The 22,489-nt window shown below is 37.1% G+C and carries 13 protein-coding genes; 8 read left to right on the top strand and 5 right to left on the bottom strand.

Features of this window, described 5'->3' with window-relative positions; genetic code table 11:
• Positions 1-52 precede the first annotated feature (52 nt).
• The 3 genes from rlmD (at position 53) to ATE47_RS13370 (ending at position 2,642) form a co-directional block, all read left to right on the top strand.
• A complete protein-coding gene (gene rlmD / locus ATE47_RS13380) occupies positions 53-1,462 on the top strand; it encodes a 23S rRNA (uracil(1939)-C(5))-methyltransferase RlmD (RefSeq protein ID WP_062163556.1) in 1,410 nt (469 codons plus the stop codon).
• A gap of 72 nt (positions 1,463-1,534) precedes the next feature.
• A complete protein-coding gene (locus ATE47_RS13375; protein WP_062162436.1) occupies positions 1,535-2,017 on the top strand; it encodes a DUF6452 family protein in 483 nt (160 codons plus the stop codon).
• Complete coding sequence (locus ATE47_RS13370) at positions 1,983-2,642, top strand: DUF6048 family protein (protein WP_062162435.1); 660 nt, start codon at positions 1,983-1,985, stop codon at positions 2,640-2,642. The genes ATE47_RS13375 and ATE47_RS13370 overlap by 35 nt, the downstream gene beginning before the upstream one ends.
• On the opposite strand, the gene ATE47_RS13365 is transcribed toward ATE47_RS13370, so the two are convergent.
• Entirely contained in the window at positions 2,639-3,121 is a 483-nt protein-coding gene (locus ATE47_RS13365) for a hypothetical protein (RefSeq protein WP_062162434.1), read from the bottom strand. The genes ATE47_RS13370 and ATE47_RS13365 overlap by 4 nt on opposite strands.
• 99 nt (positions 3,122-3,220) lie before the next feature.
• On the opposite strand from ATE47_RS13365, the gene ATE47_RS13360 reads away from it, so the two are divergent.
• The 4 genes from ATE47_RS13360 (at position 3,221) to ATE47_RS13345 (ending at position 17,430) form a co-directional block, all read left to right on the top strand.
• Positions 3,221-5,233, top strand: coding sequence for a M43 family zinc metalloprotease (locus ATE47_RS13360; RefSeq protein ID WP_062162433.1), 2,013 nt, complete (start codon positions 3,221-3,223; stop codon positions 5,231-5,233).
• Between the two features lie 220 nt (positions 5,234-5,453).
• Positions 5,454-8,372 carry a reprolysin-like metallopeptidase gene (locus ATE47_RS13355; RefSeq protein WP_062162432.1) on the top strand — a complete coding sequence of 973 codons (2,919 nt, stop codon included), beginning with the start codon at positions 5,454-5,456 and terminating at the stop codon, positions 8,370-8,372.
• Positions 8,373-8,655: 283 nt separating this feature from the next.
• Positions 8,656-10,665: a M43 family zinc metalloprotease gene (locus ATE47_RS13350; protein ID WP_062162431.1), complete on the top strand. Its 2,010-nt coding sequence runs from the start codon at positions 8,656-8,658 to the stop codon at positions 10,663-10,665.
• 312 nt (positions 10,666-10,977) lie between these two features.
• Positions 10,978-17,430 (top strand): GEVED domain-containing protein, encoded by a 6,453-nt coding sequence (locus ATE47_RS13345; protein ID WP_062162430.1) that lies wholly within the window; start codon positions 10,978-10,980, stop codon positions 17,428-17,430.
• Between the two features lie 208 nt (positions 17,431-17,638).
• On the opposite strand, the gene coaE is transcribed toward ATE47_RS13345, so the two are convergent.
• Genes coaE through ruvB form a run of 4 tightly spaced genes read right to left on the bottom strand, consistent with a single transcriptional unit; the run spans position 17,639 to position 20,812 of the window.
• Positions 17,639-18,274 carry a dephospho-CoA kinase gene (gene coaE, locus ATE47_RS13340; RefSeq protein WP_062162429.1) on the bottom strand — a complete coding sequence of 212 codons (636 nt, stop codon included), beginning with the start codon at positions 18,272-18,274 and terminating at the stop codon, positions 17,639-17,641.
• An 8-nt stretch (positions 18,275-18,282) separates the two neighbouring features.
• Positions 18,283-19,149 (bottom strand): MBL fold metallo-hydrolase, encoded by an 867-nt coding sequence (locus ATE47_RS13335; protein ID WP_062162428.1) that lies wholly within the window; start codon positions 19,147-19,149, stop codon positions 18,283-18,285.
• 26 nt (positions 19,150-19,175) lie between these two features.
• Entirely contained in the window at positions 19,176-19,784 is a 609-nt protein-coding gene (locus ATE47_RS13330; RefSeq protein ID WP_062162427.1) for an FMN-binding negative transcriptional regulator, read from the bottom strand.
• Positions 19,785-19,789: 5 nt separating this feature from the next.
• Positions 19,790-20,812 carry a Holliday junction branch migration DNA helicase RuvB gene (gene ruvB / locus ATE47_RS13325; protein ID WP_062162426.1) on the bottom strand — a complete coding sequence of 341 codons (1,023 nt, stop codon included), beginning with the start codon at positions 20,810-20,812 and terminating at the stop codon, positions 19,790-19,792.
• Positions 20,813-21,067: 255 nt separating this feature from the next.
• Here ruvB and hutI point away from each other — a divergent pair, with 255 nt between their 5' ends.
• Positions 21,068-22,297, top strand: a complete 1,230-nt coding sequence (gene hutI / locus ATE47_RS13320; RefSeq protein WP_062162425.1) for an imidazolonepropionase — start codon at positions 21,068-21,070, stop codon at positions 22,295-22,297.
• Positions 22,298-22,489 lie beyond the last annotated feature (192 nt).

The raw sequence follows: 22,489 nt of genomic DNA, 5'->3' as shown, positions 1-22,489 counted from the left end.
GAAAATCTTTGACAAAGTTTATAAAAACAATACGAACAATAGAAATCTTTTAATGAAAAGAAATAAGAAAAATATAATTCTTGAAAATATAAAACTCTTAAATGCAGGAGCAAAAGGTATTGCAATAGGCAGAACGGAAGAAGGGAAAACAGTAATGGTTTCCGGAGCAATTCCCGGAGATATTGTGAATGTAAGAGTAAAAAAAGCAAAATCAAAATACTATGAAGGTGAAGCTATGGAAATTCTGCAGGAATCACCTTACAGAGTAAAGCCGAAATGTATCCACTTCAGCGTTTGCGGTGGCTGCAAATGGCAGAATATGAGCTATGAAAAGCAACTGAGCTTCAAGCAGGAAGAAGTTTATAATAATATCAAAAGAATCGGAGGAATTGAAAACTTCGAAACAATTCCTATTTTAGGTTCTGAAGAGCAGTATTTTTATAGAAATAAAATGGAATTCTCTTTCTCGAATGCCCGTTGGCTTACTCAGTATGAAATAAGCTCTGAAGAAAATTTTGGGAATAAAGATGCCTTAGGATTCCATATTCCGGGGATGTGGAGTAAGATTCTTGATCTTAAAGAATGTTTCCTTCAGGAAGATCCTTCCAATGCAATAAGACTGGCGGTAAAAGAATATGCCGTGAAGAATGGCTTAGACTTTTTTGATGTAAAAAATCATGAAGGTTTTTTAAGGACTTTAATGATGAGACAAAACTCAAAAGGCGATTGGATGGTTCTTTTCCAGCTTTACAGAGAGGAAAAAGAAAACAGAGAAAAGCTTTTTGATTTCTTATTGGAGGCATTCCCGCAAATTAAAACCCTGGTGTATGCAATAAATCCAAAACCGAATGATTCAATCTATGATTTAAATATCAATGTTTATTTCGGAGATGGCTTTTTAATGGAGGAAATGGATGGTTTAAAATTTAAAATAGGACCCAAATCATTCTTTCAGACCAATTATAAACAAGCATTGGAACTTTACAGAAAAACCCTTGAATTTGCAGACTTAAAAGGTGATGAAGTTGTTTATGATTTATACACAGGAACGGGGACTATCGCACAATATGTTGCGAGAAAGGCAAAGCATGTAATCGGTATAGAATCCGTACAGGAAGCCATCGACGCAGCCATCGAGCACGCAGAACTGAACGGACTAACTAATACTTCTTTCTACTGCGGAGATATGAAGGATATTTTCAATGACGAGTTCCTTGCTAATCATCCAAAAGCAGATGTATTGATCACAGATCCACCGAGAGATGGGATGCATCAGAAAGTGGTAGAGCAGATTTTAAAGCTTTCCCCTGAGAAAGTGGTGTATGTAAGCTGTAATTCTGCAACTCAGGCCAGAGATTTAGCTTTAATGAAAGAACATTACACAGTAGTAAAGATTTTACCGGTAGATATGTTCCCACAAACTCATCATGTGGAAAATATTGCTTTACTGATTAAAAAATAATTTATTTAAATTTGAAAAAGATCAGATAACATGAACGAAAGTTCCATCTGACCAAAAAATAAAATTATACAGATGAAATATTTTAAATTCCTAATAGCTGTCTGCTTTATCGGCCTGCTGTTTTCATGCGGTGGAGACGACGATATTTGCGAAAGTGGAGAAGGAACCCCGAGAATGAAAGTTTCTTTTAAAAATTTTGAAACAGGAAAAGAAAAAACATTGGATTCTCTGTATGTGGCAGTAGACTACGGTTCCGGAAAGGTTCAACTCGGAAAACAAACCGCTATCACTTCCAGGGTTATACCTTTGCGTGTTGATGACTCTCCTTATACGGATGTTTATTTCAGAGTGTCAGACAAAGGAACTGAATCAAAAATCAGAATAAATTATACAACAAAATCTACGTATGTTTCTCCCGGATGTGGCGTGAAAAAGACCTATGAAAATTTGAATTCTGTATTAGACCCTACAACAACTACTCCGGTGAAAAGTATAGAAGCCGGACAAAACTTTATAGAGAATGAAGACAAGACTAATCTTTACCTTCTTTTTTAGCTTAATCAGCCTTTTGAGCTTTGCTCAGGAGGAAAAAGAGGCAAAAAAAGAAAAATGGAAATATGAACCCAATTTTATGGTTGGTTTTGATGTTCTCAACACGGGAGTTTCATTTTTTTCGGATAGAAAACTGTACCAGGGGTTTATTTCATCTAAAATTACTAATAATATTCACGGTGTCATCGAGGCCGGTTTTGAATCCAATATTTATAATAAAAACAGCTATGATGCGAAAGCCAACGGCCCGTTTCTGAAACTGGGAGCGTTTTATATGTTGGCGAAAGATCCTCAAAATGAGTTTAATGGCTTCTATGCCGGTGGAAAAATAGCAGGTTCATTCTACACCCAGGAATATATGGCTGTTCCTGTAAGAGGTTTTGGAGGCAGCAGCTCATCTATAGCATTTCCTTCTTCTACACAATCATCGTATTGGATGGAAGGTACCATTGGAGGAAGGGTTCAGCTGTTTGAGTCTAATTTTTATATTGATGTTAATCTTCAACCCAGATATTTGGTTTTCACCACAAAACAAGACGATATTCAGCCAATGATAGTTCCTGGCTTTGGAAAAAGTTCTTCAAAATTCGGAATGGGATTTGCGTGGAATGTTGCTTATAAGTTTTAACGTCTTTCAGGTACTGCAGGCTTAAATTTTTGAATTTTACCTTTTAATAATAAATATAATTCCTCCAATTCCTTTGGGGGAATTCCTGCGTCAAAGGATCCTGATTCGTAAGTTTTCCCATTTGAGGTAATTATTACTGTAGAAGCTAATGCTTTGTCTGAGAATCTTCCCGTTGTGGGAGCCTGGAAAGATGATATTTTCGACAGATCAATGAGGGTTGCCACTTTGATTATCTTTTCCCATTCTGCTGGTAAAAGCTTTTCTTTGGTCTCCTGACCGTTGTCTGAAAACATTTTTGATGTTGATGTATAAATAATGATTCTATTTATACCTCTGGTTCTTTCTGTAAGTTCAATTTTATCGATTTTCGTCATTTTTTTAGAAATGGTTGATTTATTTCCATGGTTCAAAGTTTTCACTTGAGAGTTACATGAAATACTGATAATTGAAATTAAAAATATTAATATTAATTTGATCATATTTTGATTTATATTTATTAAAAAGTGTATTTATGTCAAAAGTATTCAAATAAAATAACAAATAATTAATATATTTACATTTCTAAAATTATTTTTAAAATGAGAAAATCTACTACTTTAAGAACTCTTTTTTTGTTACCTATACTCTGTGTAGGATTTATTAACGCACAAATTAATAAAGGAACTAAACATTTTGGAGTTGAAAAGACACCGCAAGAACTGGCAAAATCCCATGGATTTGAAAGGTGCAGCTCTACAGAATATGAAGAATTTTTAAGAAGCGCTTTCCCTGGCAGAATGTCTGTTGATCAATTTGAAGCTTGGTTGAAACCTTTAGTTGAAAAAGCAAAAACTAATAAATCTCAAAATGGTAATATCATTACAATTCCTGTAGTTGTGCATGTTATTCACGGAGGACAGGCCTATGGTACTGCTCCCAATATTGTAGATGAACAAGTAATGTCCCAAATAACGGTAATGAATAACGATTTTCGTAAATTGGCAGGAACTCCGGGATTTAATTCAAGTGCAGTAGGTGCAGATACACAGATACAGTTCGCATTGGCAAAAGTAGATCCTAACGGAAATCCTACAAACGGGATTGATAGGGTAAAAATGTGTCAATCTACTTTCAATAGAGATGCTATTGAAGCTTTTGTAAAACCTGAGACAATTTGGGACCCAACTCAATATATGAATATGTGGAGTCTTTCATTTGCAGCACCGGATACCGGGATTTTAGGATATGCTCAATTTCCGGATGGTTCTGGTCTTCAGGGCTTAGATCCGGTTGGAGGCCCTAATTTTACTGACGGAGTTGTCGCTACCTATAAAACATTCGGAAGTAGTGATTATGGTACAGGATTCCTTTTATCAGCTCCTTATGATAAAGGAAGAACAATGACTCACGAAGTTGGTCATTTTTTAGGCTTAAGACATATTTGGGGGGATGGTGCTTGTGCATCGGATTATTGTGCTGATACACCAACTGCACATACTAAAAACTTTGGTTGTCCTGCTGCTACCCCAAGTTGTGACAATCCTGCAGTTTTTGAAATGGTTCAAAACTATATGGACTACACTGATGATACTTGTATGAATATTTTTACAGTGGATCAAACAGCTAGACTTACAGCTGTAATGAATAATTCTCCTAGAAGAGCCTCATTGAAGACTTCCACAAAAGATGTTGCTATTCAGTTGTTTGCAAATGATGCAGAAGTAAAATTAGAGAGAGCTTGTGGGACTCCAAATTGCAGTACGCCTCAGGCTTTACAGGTATCTCTTTTTAATAGAGGAACAAGCCCTTTGACATCTGCTACAATTAATTATTCAATTAATGGGAGTTCTCAATCCTATATTTGGACCGGAAATTTGGTTCAGGACAAATCTCAACTTATAAATATTCCTGTCGTAGCGGGTACAGCTGCAGGACCTGTGACGGTAAGTATCGCTTCAGCAAATGGTGGAACTGATCAAAGAGTTTCTAACAATACAGCTACTGGAAGTTATGTGGGTACGCCTGCTAATGTTGAAACCAATGTAGTATTTAATCTTCAATTAGATTACTACGGTTCTGAAATATCATGGACGTTGAAAAATAGTACAGGAACTACGGTTTATAGTGGTAACAATTATCCAGATGTACCAAGCCCGACTACAACGACTCCTCTTCCTGCTCTAATTACGCAGAACTGGACATTAAATCCTAATGAATGTTATACATTTACTATAAATGATTCATACGGTGACGGATTCTCCTTATATGGTGGATATTATAATGTTAAATCAACATCCGGAACAACTTTAGTTTCAGGCTCAAGCTTTACAACCACTCAAAGCAGACTTCTTAAAGCGCAAGTTTTAGCTACCGGTGAAACTGTAAAAGAAGAAACATTTGGTATCTATCCAAATCCTGCTTCAGATATATTGAATATTACAAAAGTATCAAACAAGGCTACGTTTGAAATTCACAATGCAGTAGGGCAATTGGTAAAAGGAGGAGTTATTAACAATAAACAGGTAAGAGTAGCTGATTTGGTTAAAGGAACTTATATCATTACAATTAAAGACAATAATATTTCTGAAAACATTAAGTTCATCAAGAAATAATAAGTAATCTTTATATAAATATGATCCCCGGAAATTTCTCCGGGGATTTTTGTTTTATGTCAAGTATAAATCAAAAAAAAACATATAAGTTTGAAAGTATTTTAATTATCAAAATATAGCATTTGAATTGATTAATTTATCAACATGCATCAAAATAATTAATAATTTTTTCAATTTTTAAGAAATGTATGATTATTTTTGAATATTAAAATATCCTTATATGAAAAAACTCATTACTACTTTATTTTGTAGTTTGATAGGAGGAACCATGTTTGCACAATGGTCTCCAGCTACATTTGAAGGAAGATCAGAAAAATCTTCTAATGTAAGAAGTTACTATAAGTTGGATCTTAACACAATAAGAACTCAACTTGCAAGTGCTCAGGAAACGGGGAGAAACGCAAAACCTGTAGAAATTTCTTTACCAACGTTAGATGGTAAGATCGAAAAATTTGCAGTTTACAGTTCTCCGGTGGTAGTCAAAGAATTGGCGGATAGATATCAATTAGGATCCTATGTTGGAGTGGGGGTAGATGATCCTTCAAAATATGTAAGATTCTCTGTAGCTCCGAATGACTTTCAGTCAATGATGGTAAAAGACGGAGTTTATGAGTTCATTGAGCCTCAAAACACAGACAAAACAATCTACGGAGTACATCCGAAGACAAATAAAACTCCAGGCGGTTTTCTTTGTAGTATGAACGAAAGCGCTTTGTCAAAAAAGCAAATAGACGCTTTATATTCAAAAGGTAAATCTTTTACGAACCAACCTACAAATTTTGCCAAAAGCTCTGATCAGAAATACAGAACCATGAGATTGGCAATGTCTGTGACAGGGGAATATACACAATTCCATGGGGGGACAGTAGCAGGCGCATTGGCAGCAATCAATGCTACTATGACAAGAGTAAATGGTGTATTCGAAAAAGATTTTGCATTACATTTAATTGTACAGAATTTTCCGGCAGTAATTTACACAAACGCAGCAACAGATCCATATTCTCCGGCTTCATCAGGAGCAGCAGGGGCATGGAACCTTGAGCTTCAAAATACATTGACTACAAACGTTGGAAATGCTAATTATGATATCGGTCACTTATTCGGAGCATCCGGAGGTGGTGGTAATGCCGGATGTATTGGTTGTGTATGTACAGACCCTACAACAGCAGAGCCTAAAGGTAAAGGTTCTGGGTATACATCTCCTGCAGATGGTATTCCAGAAGGAGACAACTTCGATATTGACTATGTAGCCCACGAACTGGGTCACCAGCTAGGCGCTAACCACACATTCTCGCATAACATTGAAGGTACAGGGGTAAATATGGAACCTGCCTCCGGATCTACAATTATGGGATATGCAGGTATTGTTGCTGGGGCAAATGTTCAGATGCATTCAGATGCTTATTTCCATGTGGCGAGCATTTTACAGGTTGAAGACAATCTTTCCACTACAACTTGTGATATCGAAACCACGGTTACAAATAATCCTCCTGTAATCGGGGCTCTTACAGATTATACAATTCCAAAAGGAACAGCATTTGTTTTAACAGCAACAGCTACGGATCCTGAAAATAATCCAATGACGTATACTTGGGAACAGTTTGACAGTGGCTCTACTCCAGTGACAGGTGTTACAGGGAATAATGCAACAGGAGCATTATTTAGATCCTTAACTCCTACAGCAACCGGAAATACAAGATACTTCCCTAAATTCTCATCAGTATTGGCAGGTAATCTTACAGTTCCTGCAGATTGGGAAACAGTATCGAATGTAGCAAGAGCTACAAATTTTGTGTTAACAGTAAGAGACAATAACCCTGTTTTAACTTCTCAGCAGACACAAAGTGATATTGTAACTGTAACGGTAGGAAACAATGGACCTTTCAGAATAAACTCGACTCAGGTTTATCACAATTTATCGGCTCCATTATTATGGGATGCTGCAGGAACTGCCGCTGCTCCATACAATGCAGCTAACGTTAAAATTGATTATACCACAGACAACGGAACGACTTGGTCAGTACTTTCTGCTTCCACTCCAAATGATGGGGCTGAGAACTTTACTTTCCCTGCAGCATTGAACGGACAGAATATTAAAGTAAGAATTTCTGCTATCGGGAATATTTTTTATACAATCAAGCAGGTATTGGTAACAGCTGCTGCGCCATGTAGCACAACTGCTCCTGCAAATATTGTAGTAAGCGGTATTACAGCATCTTCTGCAATGGTAAGCTGGACTCCTGCTATTGGAGCTACTTATCAGATCAGATACAAAAAAGTTACTGAAACAGTGTGGCAGAATGCATCATCACCAAGCAGTTATATAATTTTATCAGGATTGGAAGAAGGTACTAAATATGATCTTCAGGTATCAACCATCTGTTCTGGAACTCCAGGTGCTTATGGTACAAATAATCAATTCATAACTACTTCTTCTGTTACATATTGCAGCCTTACTTCATCTGACCCTTCTGAAGAATATATTTCTAATGTAACATTGGCAAACATTAATAATACTTCGGGAGCTAGTACATATACAGATTACGGAACAGATGCTACGAAGGTGATCAATCTTGTAAGTGGATCAACAAATAATGTAGTGTCAGTAACTAAAACCTGGCCGGTTGATGTTTATCCGGAAGGGGTAAGAGTTTGGATTGATTTCGACAGAAGCGGAACTTTTGAAACCGGTGAAATGGTATTGAATTCAACTCCAAATACAACGGCTACAGTAAGCAATATATTCCCAGTGCCGGCTACAGCAGTTCAAAACAAAATGTTAAAAATGAGAGTCGCTTTACGTTATAATACGGCTCCTGCAGCTTGTACATCTTATACTTACGGAGAGGTTGAAGACTATAATGTATTGATTACACCTACTGTTTTAGCAACAAGTGATGTAGCTGGTCCTAAAAACGACATTCAGACTTATCCTAACCCTGTTTCAGATGTTTTAAATATTACTAAAGTATCTGATAAGGCAGCTTTCAAAATTTACAGCGCCGCCGGACAATTAGTAAAACAAGGAACAATTAATAACGGACAGATTAATGTTTCTGAGCTAATAAAAGGAGCTTATGTAATTTCAATTGAAGATAAAGGAAAAGATGTATTAACATCTAAGTTTATTAAAAAATAACGAAATCTTTAAATACTAATGAATCCTCAGCTTATCTGAGGATTTTTTTGTTTTCCAGTTTTTGAGATGAAAATTATCACAAAGCTAGTACCGCTGGTATGTTGAATTTTTAAGATCTAGTTTTTGCTGTGAATTACAATTGAAGTTTATAAGTGTTAATAATAGTAATAAATGGAAGTAGTTTTATTTTTTCATTTTATGTAAATCTTTAGAATATATTCCTACAAAAAACAAAAAACAATGACTAAAAACAATATATTTGCAAAAAAAATAAGTTTTTAAAATGAGAAAATCTACTACTTCAAAAACTCTTTTTTTATTGCCTATACTATGTGCAGGAATCTTTAATGCGCAAATTATTAAAGGTACTAAAAACTTTGTAGTTGAAAAAACACCACAAGAATTAGCACAATCCCATGGATTTGAAAGATGCGGAACTACGGAATACGAGGAGTTTTTAAAAAAATCATTCCCTGGCAGAATGTCAGTTGATCAATTCGAAGCTTGGCTGAAACCTTTGGTTGAAAAAGCAAAAGCTGATAAATCTCAAAATGGTAATATCGTTACAATTCCTGTAGTTGTACACGTTATTCACGGAGGACAGGCTTATGGTGCAGCTCCCAATATTGTAGATGAGCAGGTGATGTCTCAGATTACCGTAATGAACAACGACTTTCGTAGATTGGCGGGAACTCCGGGATTTAACTCAAATGTTATAGGTGCTGATACACAGATACAGTTTGCATTGGCAAAAGTAGATCCTAATGGAAATCCTACAAATGGTATTGACAGGGTAAGAATGTGTCAGTCTACTTTTAGAAGAGATATTATTGAAGGTTTCGTAAAGCCTGAGACAATTTGGGATCCAACTCAATATATGAATATGTGGAGTGTTGCATTTGCAGCACCTAATACTAATCTTTTAGGTTATGCCCAATTTCCGGATGGTTCTGGTCTTTCGGGCTTAGATCCAGTTGGAGGTGCTAGTTATACCGACGGAGTTGTTGCTGCCTTTTCTACATTCGGAAGCAGTGATTACGGTACAGGATTTATGTTGTCAGCTCCTTATGATAAAGGAAGAACAATGACTCACGAAGTTGGCCATTTCTTGGGACTAAGACATATTTGGGGAGATGCTTCTTGTGGAACAGATTTTTGTGCTGATACACCAACAGCTCATACTGCAAACTATAACTGTCCTCAAGATATTGTAAGTTGTAATAACCCTGCGATTTTTGAAATGGTTGAAAACTACATGGATTACACTGATGATAGTTGTATGAACATTTTTACAGTGGATCAAACAGCAAGACTTACAGCTGTAATGAATAATTCTCCTAGAAGGGCCTCATTGAAAACTTCTACAAGAGATATTGCTATTCCATTGTTTGCAAATGATGCAGAAGTAAAATTAGAAAGAGCATGCGGTACTCCAAATTGTAGTACGCCTCAGGCTTTGCAGGTATCTCTTTTTAATAGAGGAACAAGTCCGCTAACAACTGCTACGATTAATTATTCGATTAATGGAAATTCTCAATCTTATAACTGGACAGGGAATTTGGCTCAGGATAAATATCAAATTGTAAATCTTCCTGTTAATGCTGGTACGGCTTCAGGGCCTGTAACGGTAAGTATTACCTCAACAAATGGAGGAGCAGATCAAAGAGCTTCTAATAATGTAGCTACCGGAAACTATGTAGGAGCAGCTGCTAATGTTGGAACTAATGTAGTATTTAATCTTCAGTTAGATTACTTCGGTTCTGAAATATCATGGACTTTGAAAAATAGTGCAGGAACTACAGTTTATAGTGGTAATAATTATCCAGATGTAGTAAATCCGGGTCCAAATCCTATTCCTGCTTTAATTACACAGAACTGGACGCTAAACCCTAATGAATGTTATACATTTACTATAAATGATTCATTCGGAGACGGATTCACTTTATATGGTGGATATTACAATGTTAAGTCAACATCAGGAACAACTTTAGTTTCAGGCTCAAGCTTTACAACCACTCAAAGCAGACTTCTTAAAGCACAGATTTTGGCTACTGGCGAAACAACTGTTAAAGAAACATTCGGATTATATCCAAATCCGGCCAATGATGTGTTGAATATTACAAAGGTATCAAACAAAGCTACATTTGAGATTCACAATGCAGTAGGACAATTAGTAAAAGTAGGGTCAATTGATAACAATCAGGTAAGAGTAGCTGAATTAGTGAAAGGGACTTATATCATTACAATTAAAGACAAAAATATTTCTGAAAGCATTAAGTTCATCAAGAAATAATTGATAAATATTTAAATATTAAGAATCCTCAGGTAACTCTGAGGATTTTTTTTGTTATTAAAACTGTTGGAAAAGTCTATTTTTTAATAAATATGAACTTTAAAAAATAAATTCTATTTCTGTTAAAATTCATTAAGAATTATTAAAAATCCCTTAAATACTAGGAAATTTTAATGTTGCCTTATCGTTTTTTTATTCTGAATACTTAAATTGAATCGTTGTGAAATTTGTACAAAAAAAATGGTTATATTTATAAATTAATAACAAAAAATGATTAGATTTGTGTAATTAATATAATAGATTGAGAAAGTTATGAAGAAAAAATTTACTTCTTTCTTTTTCCTCTTTTTGTTTGCGATTACCAGTGCACAATGGAGTCCCACGACATTCAGGGGAGAAAAAACCAGAGCGAACGCCGATATTAAAGGCTATTACTCTCTAGACATCTCTTTACTAAAGTCTCAATTGGCAAAAGCCCAGGAGACGGGGAAAAATGCAAAGCCCGTCACCATCTCTTTGCCAACTTTAGGAGGAAAAATTGAAAAATTTGCCGTTTACAGCTTCCCTGTGGTAGTGAAAGAACTGGCAGATCAGTATCAATTAGGATCTTACGTAGGAGTTGGGATTGACGATCCCGGCAAGTACCTGAGATTTAGTTTGGCACCTGATGATTTTCAGTCAATGATCATTAAGGACGGCAAGCATGAATTCATAGAACCTGTCGACAAAAACAAAACAGTCTACGGTGTGCACCCGAAAACTGATAAATCCAATGAAGGCTTCTTATGTTCTATGAATGAAGACAGACTATCTAAGCAAGAGATAGAAAATCTTTACACGACAGGAAAGGCATTTTCCAATCAGACAACCAATTTCTCAAAAAATTCTGATAAGAAATACAGAACAATGAGACTGGCAATGTCTGTAACAGGGGAGTACACTCAATATTTTGGAGGTACTGTTGCTAATGCACTTACTGCTATTAATGCTACTTTAACCAGAGTAAACGGTGTATTTGAAAAAGATTTCGCTTTACACTTAAACTTACAAAACTTTCCAGGGGTAATTTATACCGATCCGGCTACCGACCCGTATTCACCGGCAGCGCAGATGAACAACTGGAATTTGCAGCTACAACAAACGTTGACTGCAAACGTAGGAAGTGCCAATTATGATATTGGGCACTTATTTGGTGCTTCAGGTGGTGGTGGTAATGCAGGATGTATCGGTTGTGTTTGTATTGATCCTGCCAATAATACGGCTACTCAAAAAGGATCAGGATATACTTCTCCTGCAGATGCGATTCCGCAAGGGGATAATTTTGATATTGATTATGTGGCTCACGAAATGGGACACCAGTTGGGAGCTAACCACACATTCTCTCATGGTCTTGAAGGATCAGGTACAAATCAGGAACCTGGTTCAGGATCTACCATTATGGGATATGCAGGGATCACTGGTGCGAACACTGATGTTCAGCCGCATTCTGATGCTTATTTCCATATTGCAAGTATTAAACAAGTTCAGACTAATTTAATCAGCAAAACTTGTGATGTTGAAACTACAACTACAAACAATCCACCTGTAATTGCTGCTTTACCTACTTATAATATCCCTAAAGGAACGGCTTTCGTTTTAACGGCTTCTGCTACAGATGCTGAAAATGACCCGATGACTTATAGTTGGGAAGAGGTAGATAATGCAAGTGTTACGATTAATAAAAATAATTTAGGAACAACGGCCACTGGAGCAAGCTTCAGATCATTGAGCCCTACAACGAGTCCTACAAGATACTTCCCTAAGCTATCTTCAGTATTGGCTGGAGTTTTAAATAACTCAAACAACCAATGGGAATCAGTTTCTACAATTGCAAGAAACTCTAAGTTTGCTGTAACAGTAAGAGATAATAATCCTGCTGCCAACCAACAACAAACTCAGTTTGCAGAGCAGACTATTACTGTAGGAAATGACGGACCGTTTAAAGTAACAACAACAACGGCTTATAATAATGGTCCTACCAATGTTGCCTGGGATGTTGTAAATACTACGGCTGCTCCTTATAATGTTGCGAATGTTAAAATTGACTATACAACAGATAACGGAGTAACATGGACGGTGCTTTCAGCATCAACGCCTAATGATGGTAGCGAATCATTCAATATTGCCGGCCTTACCGTGGGTAATATTGTGAAAATAAGAGTAGCTGCTATCGGAAATGTATTCTATGCAATTGGAAGCCCAACGGTAGCAAGTTTAGCAAACTGTACAACTGCTCCTCCGGCAGGTATTACAGTTACAGCAATTACTCAAACTACTGCTACAGTTTCATGGACGGCTGCTGCAAATGCAACTTACGTAATCCAGTATCATCCTGTAGGAAGTACAACATGGACTACTGTAACATCAACAGGAAACTCTGTAAACCTTACAGGTTTAAATGACGGTATTCAATACGAAGTACAGGTAGCTACTGTTTGTTCAGGAGTTCAGGGTCCATTCTCTGCATCTACAAACTTTACTACTTTAGGACTTAATTACTGTACAATGACGTCCAGTAACTTTGGTTCAGAATATATTTCTAATGTAACGGTAACTCCGGTAGGAGCTGCAATTATGAGTAACAACTCTGCAGGTTCTACTTATACTGATTATACAGCAACACCAAGTGCTTTGATAAATTTAGTGATCGGATCTACTGGTAACACAGTTTCTGTAACTAAATTCTTCCCTGGTACAATCTGGAGTGAAGCTGTTGGGGTTTGGATCGACTTTAACAGAAACGGAACATTCGAAGCTACTGAGCAGGTGATGAACTCGCCGTCTAGTACAACTACTCCTGTTTCTGCAACATTCAACGTTCCTGCAACGGCTTACAACGGACCTGCTACTACAAGAATGAGAGTGGCGATGAGATACAATTCATCTCCTGTAATGTGTCAAAGTTTTGGGGATGGGGAAGTTGAGGATTATGCTGTGAAATTAATCCAGCCAATTCCTTGTACAAGTAATGCTCCATTAAACCTTACGGTAACAAACCTTACTGCAACTTCTGCATATGTAATGTTTGATCCGATAACAGGTGGTACTTATGTTCTTCAATGGAGACCGCTTGGTTCTACTACATGGACTACTGTTCCTTTAACTACACCGGCTTATACCATTACTGGTCTTACAGAACAGACTCAGTATGAAGTTCAGGTAGCGTATGTTTGTTCTGGTACTACTGGTACATATACTGCGCCTTATCCTTTTACTACTCCGGTAGTTACTTATTGTAATAATACCCCGACTAATAACACGAATGGCTATATATCTAATGTAACAATTACTCCTACGAACTCTTATGTAATGAGTAGTAATTCAGCAGCGAGTACTTATACAAACTTCTCTGCAGACCCTACAAGGTTGGTTACATTAGTGCGTAACTCTACTAATAACTCTATTTCTGTTTCTAAATCTTGGTCTGGTACTTTCCAATCTTTTATAGCTACTTCAGCTTGGATTGATTTTAACAGAAATGGTATTTTTGAAGCAAGTGAAAAAGTAATAGGTGTAGGAACAAGTACTACTACACCAATCACAGCTACATTCACAGTTCCTGCAACTGCTTATAACGGTCCGCAGACACTTAGAATGAGAGTAATTGTTGCTACAAGTACAATTAATGATCCTTGTGCTACGATTTCTGAAGGTGAGGTTGAAGATTACGCTGTTAAGATTATTGATCTTCAGCCATGTACTACAGCTCCGCCATCTCCAATCATGGTAACCAACGTAACAGCTTCTACAGCTCTTGTTTCTTGGATCGGCGCTACTGGTGCTACATACACACTAAGATATAGAACAGGTACAGGTGCTTGGACAACAATTGCCAATGCAACTAACCCTTATTCTATTATTAACCTTAATGCATCTACAACTTATGAAGTTCAGGTAGCTACAATCTGTGGTGGTACTACAGGTGCATGGTCTCCTTCTGTAAACTTTACGACTCCTGCAAGTACATATTGTAATTCAGGAACGGCGACAGTTACAGATGGTTATATCAATAATATTACTGTTACAGGAACTAATACGCCAGCAATGTCAAACAGTTCCGGTCCTACTACTTATACGGATTATTCTAACGACGCTAATAAAATTATCACTTTAGCTCGTAACTCAACGAATAACGTACTGTCTGTAGGTAGAACAATCTTATCAAGCACATATTCTACATATGCATGGATAGATTTCAACGGTGACGGAATATTCAATAATAATCCAAGTACTGTTGCAGGTGGAGAGAGAATCATGAATTTAGGATACTCTTCTACAACACCTGTTACTGCTACATTCAGCGTTCCGGCTGGTGCTTATGCAGGAACGAATAAAGTGAAAATGCGTGTTATCGTATACTTCTTAACTCCAACTGATGCCTGTTCACCGCTTACAAGTAACGGAGAAGTTGAGGATTATCAAGTAAAATTCATCGATATTCAGCCTTGTACTACAGCGGCTCCTCAAGGTATCGTAATGACAAATATTGCAGCTACTACAGCTACAGTATCTTGGATTTCTGCTACGGGTGCTACTTATTTAGTAAGATGGAGAACTACTGCACCAGTGGGTGCTTGGAACGTATCTCCAGCTCCTATTACAGGAAACAGCTACAATATTACAGGACTTACTGAGCAAACAGCTTATGAAGTACAGGTAGCTACAATTTGTGGTGGCGTTCAGGGACCTTGGTCTACATCTACACCATTTACGACAACGCCTATTACTTATTGTAATATGACAGGTACGGGAACTACAGATTTCATTTCTAATGTTACAATGACTTCTGTGAACCCTGGCCTTCCGGTAATGAATAACACATCAGTTCAAACGAACTATATCAGTTATACAACACCGGCTACATTAATCAACTTAGAAATCGGATCTACAGGTAATAAAATTTCTGTAGCTAAAGGATGGTCCGGGGCTACTCAAAATGATGCAGTATCTGCTTGGATTGACTTTAACAGAAACGGTGTATTTGAATCTACAGAGCAAATCATGGCTTCTGCAGCAAGTACAACAACACCTGTAACGGCATTGTTTGCCGTACCTGCAACAGCATACAACGGTCCGTTGACAACAACCATGAGAGTGGTATTAAAACGTACAAGTGCTCCGGTAATGTGTCAGAATGCAGTAAACGGTGAAGTTGAAGATTACGCTGTGAGGTTGAGACCTTGTGTTACAACTACACCTACCAACTTAGCGATCAATACTATTACTCACGTTTCTGCCAATGTAAACTGGACTGTTCCGGCAGGTACACTTACATTCGTTGTAAGATACAGAGTAGTAGGTACTACTACATGGACGGAAGTAATTGCTTCAACACTTTCAGGAAACCCTCCTTTGCCATTAACAGGTTTAACACCTGCTACTACTTATGAGGTACAGATTGCTGCAAGCTGTGGAACCACTCCGGGAACATTTACAGGTAGCCAGACATTCACTACGAGATGTGATCCTACACCTCCGAATGTTACGATAGGTACCGTGACTACAAACTCGGCAGTAGTAAACTGGGCTCCTATTGCAGCTAGCTCAACGTATGTAATAAGATACAGAATTGTAGGAACTACAACATGGACTACTGTCAATGTAACAACTCCGCCTTTCGGTTCTTATACAATTACAGGTTTAAGCCCATATACAACGTATGAAGTACAGATAGCAAATATGTGTAACGGTGAAACTACGGTTAATCCTTGGTCTAATCCTAAAGTATTTACTACAGAAAGAACTTGTGAATTGCCTCCTCCGGGACTTACAATCACAAATCTTACTCCTACAACTGCTGTTGTAATTTGGGATCCTTTCCCTGGAGCTACATATATCTTAAGATATAGAAAAGTGGGTATTCCGAGCTGGACAAGCATTCCGGTTTCTACCAATACTTACACGCTTACAGGATTAATAGAAATGACACAGTATGAAATGCAGGTAGCAAACGTATGTAGTGGTACTCCTGGTACATATACATTACCTTATTTCTTCACTACACCTACTGTAGTTTACTGTCAAATGCAATCTACAGCTTCAAACTCAGAATATATTTCTAAAGTTACAGTGAAGCCAAACGGTAAGCCTGAGATGAATAACCCATCTATCGCTTCCAACTATACAGATTATACAGGTGTTCCTGCTACATTTATCGAATTGGTACAAGGTTCTTCAAACAACCAGATTACCATTGAGAAAAAATTAAGCGGAGGTACTGAAGCGGGAGTTGCAGTCTGGATCGACTTCAACAGAAACGGTTATTTCGATATTAACGAAAGAATCATGGCTGCAGCACCAAACACTCAGCAAACGGCAAGTACTACATTCTCTGTTCCGGCAGATGCATTCGTAAGCTTAACAGACTACAAATATGTGGTAATGAGAGTGGCGATGGCAAAAGACGCTATCCCAGTGAACTGTACAAGCTTCCCGAATGGTGAGGTTGAAGATTATACCGTAAGAATTTCTAAACAAATTGTTCCGAACCCGGTAAACCAAACGGATATCTTAATTTATCCGAATCCGGTAAGCACAGTATTGTATGTGAAAAATATCAGCAAAAAAGCTAATTATAAGATCTACAACGCTGCAGGACAATTAGTATCAAACGGAATTATCCTAAACAACAAGATTGATGTTCATGCATTGATAAATGGAGTTTATGTAATAGACATTCAGGATGGAGACGCAATCTCTGTTCAGAAGAAATTTATCAAAGAATAGAAATACCATTTAATATTTAATCCAATTCAATAGGCTCTCAGTAATGGGGGCCTATTTTTTTGTTTTTTGATATAGAGATGCTTCTATGGGCTCAGCATGACGACCCTTAATAATAAACGTTATTTTGCCAGTAGCGATGTTATGCTGAGTTTTCCGAAGTATCTCCACAAAAAAACTCGCTAGAAATTAATTCTAACGAGCTTCAGTTTTATTCTATATCGAAGATGATCTTTTCGGTTTGATCCTTTAAATCCTCTAGATTTGTATTGTTGTAAATAATGCAGTCTGCCAGTTTTATCTTTTCTTTTTCCGGCATTTGCTTTTCCATGACAGATTGTACTTCCCGATAAGTTTTGCCGTCCCTGTCCATCACCCTTTTTATTCTGATATTATCTTCGGCGGTTACCAAAATAGATTTATAGCATTGCAGGTTTAGTTTTAATTCAAATAATAAAGCTGTTTCTTTAAAAACTAAATATTTGGTTTGCCTCTTCACCCAATCTTCAAAATCAATCCGGACAGCAGGATGAATGATTTCGTTTAATTTTTGAAGTAAATCGTTATCATTAAAAACTTTTTCCGCTACAAATTTTCGGTCATAAAGACCATTTTTGTCATAAGCTTCTTCGCCTAAAAGTTCTTTGATTTTTACCTTTAGATCTTCGTTGTCATTCACAATATCTTTCGCTCTGTCATCCGAATAATATACCGGAAAACCGCAGTCTTCAATGTATTTTGCAACGGTAGTTTTTCCAGAGCCTATTCCGCCTGTTAGGCCAATGATTTTAGGTGCTGATAACGGTTCCGGTTCCGCTTTCTGAGTTTCTGAATGTAATTCTTCCATAATTTAAATTAATATCCAAAAACATCGTTAAAACTAAAGGTCTCATCAAGTCTTACACCTTTTTCGGTCATTTTAAGACTTGCCAGCTCGTTGTGGGCATCGTGTTCAAAGAATAGTAAATATTCATTGTCGATACATTGCTTTAAGAACTTACCTTTTTCTTCCATCGTTAAAAGCGGTCGCGTATCATATCCCATCACATAAACCGGATTGATATGACCCGCTGTTGGGATCAGATCTGCTGCAAAAACAATTGTTTTTTCCTGATACTGGATTACGGGTAACATCTGTTTTTCCGTGTGACCGTCAACGAAAATGACATCCATTTTCAAATCCGGAGCAAAACCGTAATTTCCCGTAGCAGGAAGCGGCAAAAAGTTTAATTGTCCACTTTCTTGCATCGGGATAATATTTTCCTTTAAAAAGCTTGCTTTTTCTCTCGGATTAGGTTCTGTTGCCCATTTCCAGTGATTTTCATTCGTCCAGAATTGTGCATTTTTGAAGGCCGGTCTGTAGCCTGTTTTGTCATCATTCCATTCAATCGCACCGCCACAGTGGTCGAAATGAAGGTGAGTAAGGAAAACATCGGTGATATCTTCTTTTACAAAGCCGTATTTTTTTAAGTTTTTATCCAGATTATCGTCACCCCAGAGCGAATAGTGACCAAAGAATTTTTCGTCCTGTTTGTTTCCAAGACCACAATCTATCAAGATTAATTTTTTTCCGTCTTCTACGAGAAGGGCGCGGGTTCCCAGTTCGATCAGGTTTCTTTCGTCTGCAGGGTTGGTTTTTTCCCACAGACTCTTTGGGACGACTCCAAACATGGCACCGCCATCCAGTTTAAATTTTCCGCACTGTATTGGATATAATTTCATATAATATTAAGTTTATAATGTATTTATTATTTTAATAGTTTCATTTTTTCAGCAATTTTTTTTCCGTTTTCGTCACCATTTTCAAGATTTGAAATGATGTTCCGGAAATCGTGTTCTTTTCTGTTTTGAGAAAGCTTTTGTTTAATAAAAATCTCAGTTGGGATTATTTTTAATCCAAAAGCACCTTTCATTTCTTTTTCCACAAACTTCTTTCCCATATCTTTTACCATTACGGGACATTGCTGAACTTTTTCGTATTTATAAGTTAATTTTTCAAGATGATTATACAGTTCTTCTTGATTCATCAATTCCACTTTTCCGTAGATCTGTACCGCTTCATAATTCCACGTCGAAACATTGATATGGTCGTACCAGCTGCTTGAAATATAGGTATGCGCTCCCAGAAAATCACAAAGAACTTCATCCCCGTTTTTCAAAGTTTTTGCCTGCGGATTCGCCCTTGAAATATGAGTTTCAATATAAATATTTTCTGCATTATCCTCATTCAGCATCATCATGGAATGGGTCGCACGGATTTTATCCACAGAAGAAATTAATAAAGCAAAAGCATTTTCCCCGATGATTTCTTTCATCAGGTTGTAGTCTTCGCTTTTATATAATTTAGGTATAAACATAAAACCTAGAATAATTCGCCCGGATTTTTAGGAATAGCAATATTTAAATGTCGATAAGCCTTTTCTGTAACTTCCCGCCCCCTCGGAGTCCTTATAATAAACCCTTCCTGAATCAAAAACGGTTCATAAACTTCTTCCAAAGTCTCAGGGTTCTCTGCAATCGACGTTGCCAACGCAGAAATTCCGACAGGCTTCCCTTTGAAGTTTTCAATCATCACGCGCATGATTTTATTATCCATTTCATCCAACCCAAATTCGTCTACATTCAATGAATTCAGAGCGAATTTTGTAATATTAATTTCAATTTCGCCATTACCTTTTATCTCTGCAAAATCCCGGACTCTTCTCAAAAGTGCATTGGCAATTCTTGGGGTTCCACGACTTCTTCTTGCGATTTCTATGGCAGCATCTTCATAAATTTTCACACCCAAAACTCTTGCACTTCTTATAATAATCATTGATAAAAGCTCAATCGTATAATATTCCAGTCTGCTTTGGATCCCGAATCTGGCGAGCATTGGTTTTGTCAGCATTCCGCTTCTTGTTGTGGCTCCAACCAACGTAAAAGGATTCAGGCTAATCTGAACACTTCTTGCATTCGGCCCGGTTTCCAGCATAATATCGATCTTATAATCTTCCATTGCAGAATAAAGATATTCTTCCACAATAGGCGATAACCTGTGAATTTCATCGATGAAAAGCACGTCATTTTCTTCCAGATTCGTGAGTAAGCCTGCCAAACTTCCCGGTTTATCCAAAACGGGTCCGGAAGTAACTTTGCAGTTTACTCCAAGCTCATTGGCAATAATATTGGCTAAAGTAGTTTTACCCAAACCCGGAGGGCCGTGCAGCAAAACATGGTCTAGCGCACCGCCACGTTTCTTGGCAGCAGTAACGAAAACTTCAAGATTATCCAAAGTTTTCCTTTGTCCTGCAAAATCCTTAAAGCTCTGGGGACGAATCTGTTCTTCCTGCATGAGCTCTTCATGGGAATAATTGTCTTTGTCTGGATGTAAAAAATCAGGCATTAATTCATTTTCATTTACTTCAAAGATAAGGAATTTAGGTTAAGGTTCAGAAGCTGATTTTGAGCAAAATTAAGATTTTAGAACAACAAATATTTTGAGTATTTTTGAGTGAGGAAATAAAGATAAAGCTATAGGCTTCTTTATGCTTGGATTCCTACGGAATGACAAAATAATGGAAACGCAATTTTGTCATGCTGAAAGCATCTAAGCAAGTAAGAATAATGCTACTCTATCTAAAACTTAACCTAAAACTAAATGAAATTAATTGGACCTTTCAAGCAGGTAGTAACCCTTGCCAATCTTCCGTTAAGAGGAAAACTTTCCGATGACCAACTTGAAATTATTGTCGATGGTGGAATTTTAATTAACCAAGATAAAATTCAGCAAGTCGGAAACTTTGAAATATTAAAATCTGAAAATCAAAATATAGAGATTGAAACAATTGAAGGTGAACAAATTGTTCTTCCGGCTTTTGTTGATTCACATACACATATTTGTTTTGGTGGAAACCGGGCGAATGATTTTGCCATGCGTAATGCAGGAAAAACTTATCTGGAAATAGCCGAAAGTGGCGGCGGAATCTGGAGTTCTGTACAACATACAAGAAATGCTTCGGAGGAAGATTTATTAAAAACTTTACTGGAAAGAATTGACTTTTTAATCGATCTTGGAATTACAACCATTGAGGTGAAAAGCGGGTACGGATTAGATGTTGAAAACGAACTGAAAATGCTTCGAATTATTAAAAAAGCTCAGGCGCAAACGCGGGCAACACTAGTTCCGACCTGTCTTTCCGCACATCTGAAGCCAAGAGATTTTGAAGGAAGTAATGAAGAATATTTACAGTATATTTTATCTGAAATTTTGCCTAAGGTAAAAGAAGAAAACCTGGCAAAACGAGTTGATATTTTCATCGAAAAATCGGCATTTCAACCGGAGGAGAGTAAGGATTTTTTGCTTAAAACTAAAGATTTAGGTTTTGAAATTACTGTTCATGCAGATCAATTTACACCAGGAAGCTCAAGAATTGCAGTGGAGGTCGGTGCGAAATCGGCAGACCATCTGGAAGCTACCATTGATGAAGATATTGAGTTTTTAGCACAGTCAGATACTGTTGCAACAGCACTTCCGGGAGCGAGTTTAGGCTTAGGAGAAAGGTTTACACCTGCGAGAAAATTATTGGATGCAGGAGCAATTTTAGCGATTGCCAGTGACTGGAATCCTGGGTCTGCACCAATGGGAAATCTCATAACCCAGGCGTCTATTTTAGCAACATTTGAAAAACTGACAACAGCAGAAGTTTTAGCGGGAATAACTTTCCGTTCGGCATTTGCACTTGGTCTGGATGACAGAGGAAGGCTGGGGGAAAATTTAAAGGCTGATTTTGTGACCTTTAAAACTAATAATTTCCAGAATGTACTTTATAATCAAGGAAGTTTGAAGGCGGAAAAGATTTACATTGATGGTAATAGTATTTTAAAATAAATGAAGAAATTTATTATATATTTAATATCCATCTTGATCTCAATCGAGCTATTTGTTTTAATGTCGAAAGCTTGGAGCTATATAATGTTGAATTTAGCTTCAAATGAAAAAGAAGTTAGTATTAAAACAATTAGTATATGCTCAGCTTGGATGATTGTATTTATTGGATTGAGTATTATAAGTATTTATTTC

Origin of the sequence: Chryseobacterium sp. IHB B 17019, from assembly GCF_001456155.1 — a bacterium.
Classification (GTDB): Bacteria; Bacteroidota; Bacteroidia; order Flavobacteriales; family Weeksellaceae; genus Chryseobacterium.
Note: the sequence above shows the minus strand (reverse complement) of the source record. Positions and strands in the feature narration are given on the sequence as shown.

Coding starts and splice junctions, on each gene's coding strand:
- ATE47_RS13330 (WP_062162427.1), bottom strand. CDS start 19,784: ATGTTTATACCTAAATTATATAAAAGCGAAGACTACAACCTGATGAAA.
- ATE47_RS13345 (WP_062162430.1), top strand. CDS start 10,978: ATGAAGAAAAAATTTACTTCTTTCTTTTTCCTCTTTTTGTTTGCGATT.
- ATE47_RS13370 (WP_062162435.1), top strand. CDS start 1,983: ATGAAGACAAGACTAATCTTTACCTTCTTTTTTAGCTTAATCAGCCTT.
- ATE47_RS13375 (WP_062162436.1), top strand. CDS start 1,535: ATGAAATATTTTAAATTCCTAATAGCTGTCTGCTTTATCGGCCTGCTG.
- ATE47_RS13335 (WP_062162428.1), bottom strand. CDS start 19,149: ATGAAATTATATCCAATACAGTGCGGAAAATTTAAACTGGATGGCGGT.
- rlmD (WP_062163556.1), top strand. CDS start 53: ATGAAAAGAAATAAGAAAAATATAATTCTTGAAAATATAAAACTCTTA.
- hutI (WP_062162425.1), top strand. CDS start 21,068: ATGAAATTAATTGGACCTTTCAAGCAGGTAGTAACCCTTGCCAATCTT.
- ATE47_RS13350 (WP_062162431.1), top strand. CDS start 8,656: ATGAGAAAATCTACTACTTCAAAAACTCTTTTTTTATTGCCTATACTA.
- ATE47_RS13365 (WP_062162434.1), bottom strand. CDS start 3,121: ATGATCAAATTAATATTAATATTTTTAATTTCAATTATCAGTATTTCA.
- ATE47_RS13355 (WP_062162432.1), top strand. CDS start 5,454: ATGAAAAAACTCATTACTACTTTATTTTGTAGTTTGATAGGAGGAACC.
- ruvB (WP_062162426.1), bottom strand. CDS start 20,812: ATGCCTGATTTTTTACATCCAGACAAAGACAATTATTCCCATGAAGAG.
- ATE47_RS13360 (WP_062162433.1), top strand. CDS start 3,221: ATGAGAAAATCTACTACTTTAAGAACTCTTTTTTTGTTACCTATACTC.
- coaE (WP_062162429.1), bottom strand. CDS start 18,274: ATGGAAGAATTACATTCAGAAACTCAGAAAGCGGAACCGGAACCGTTA.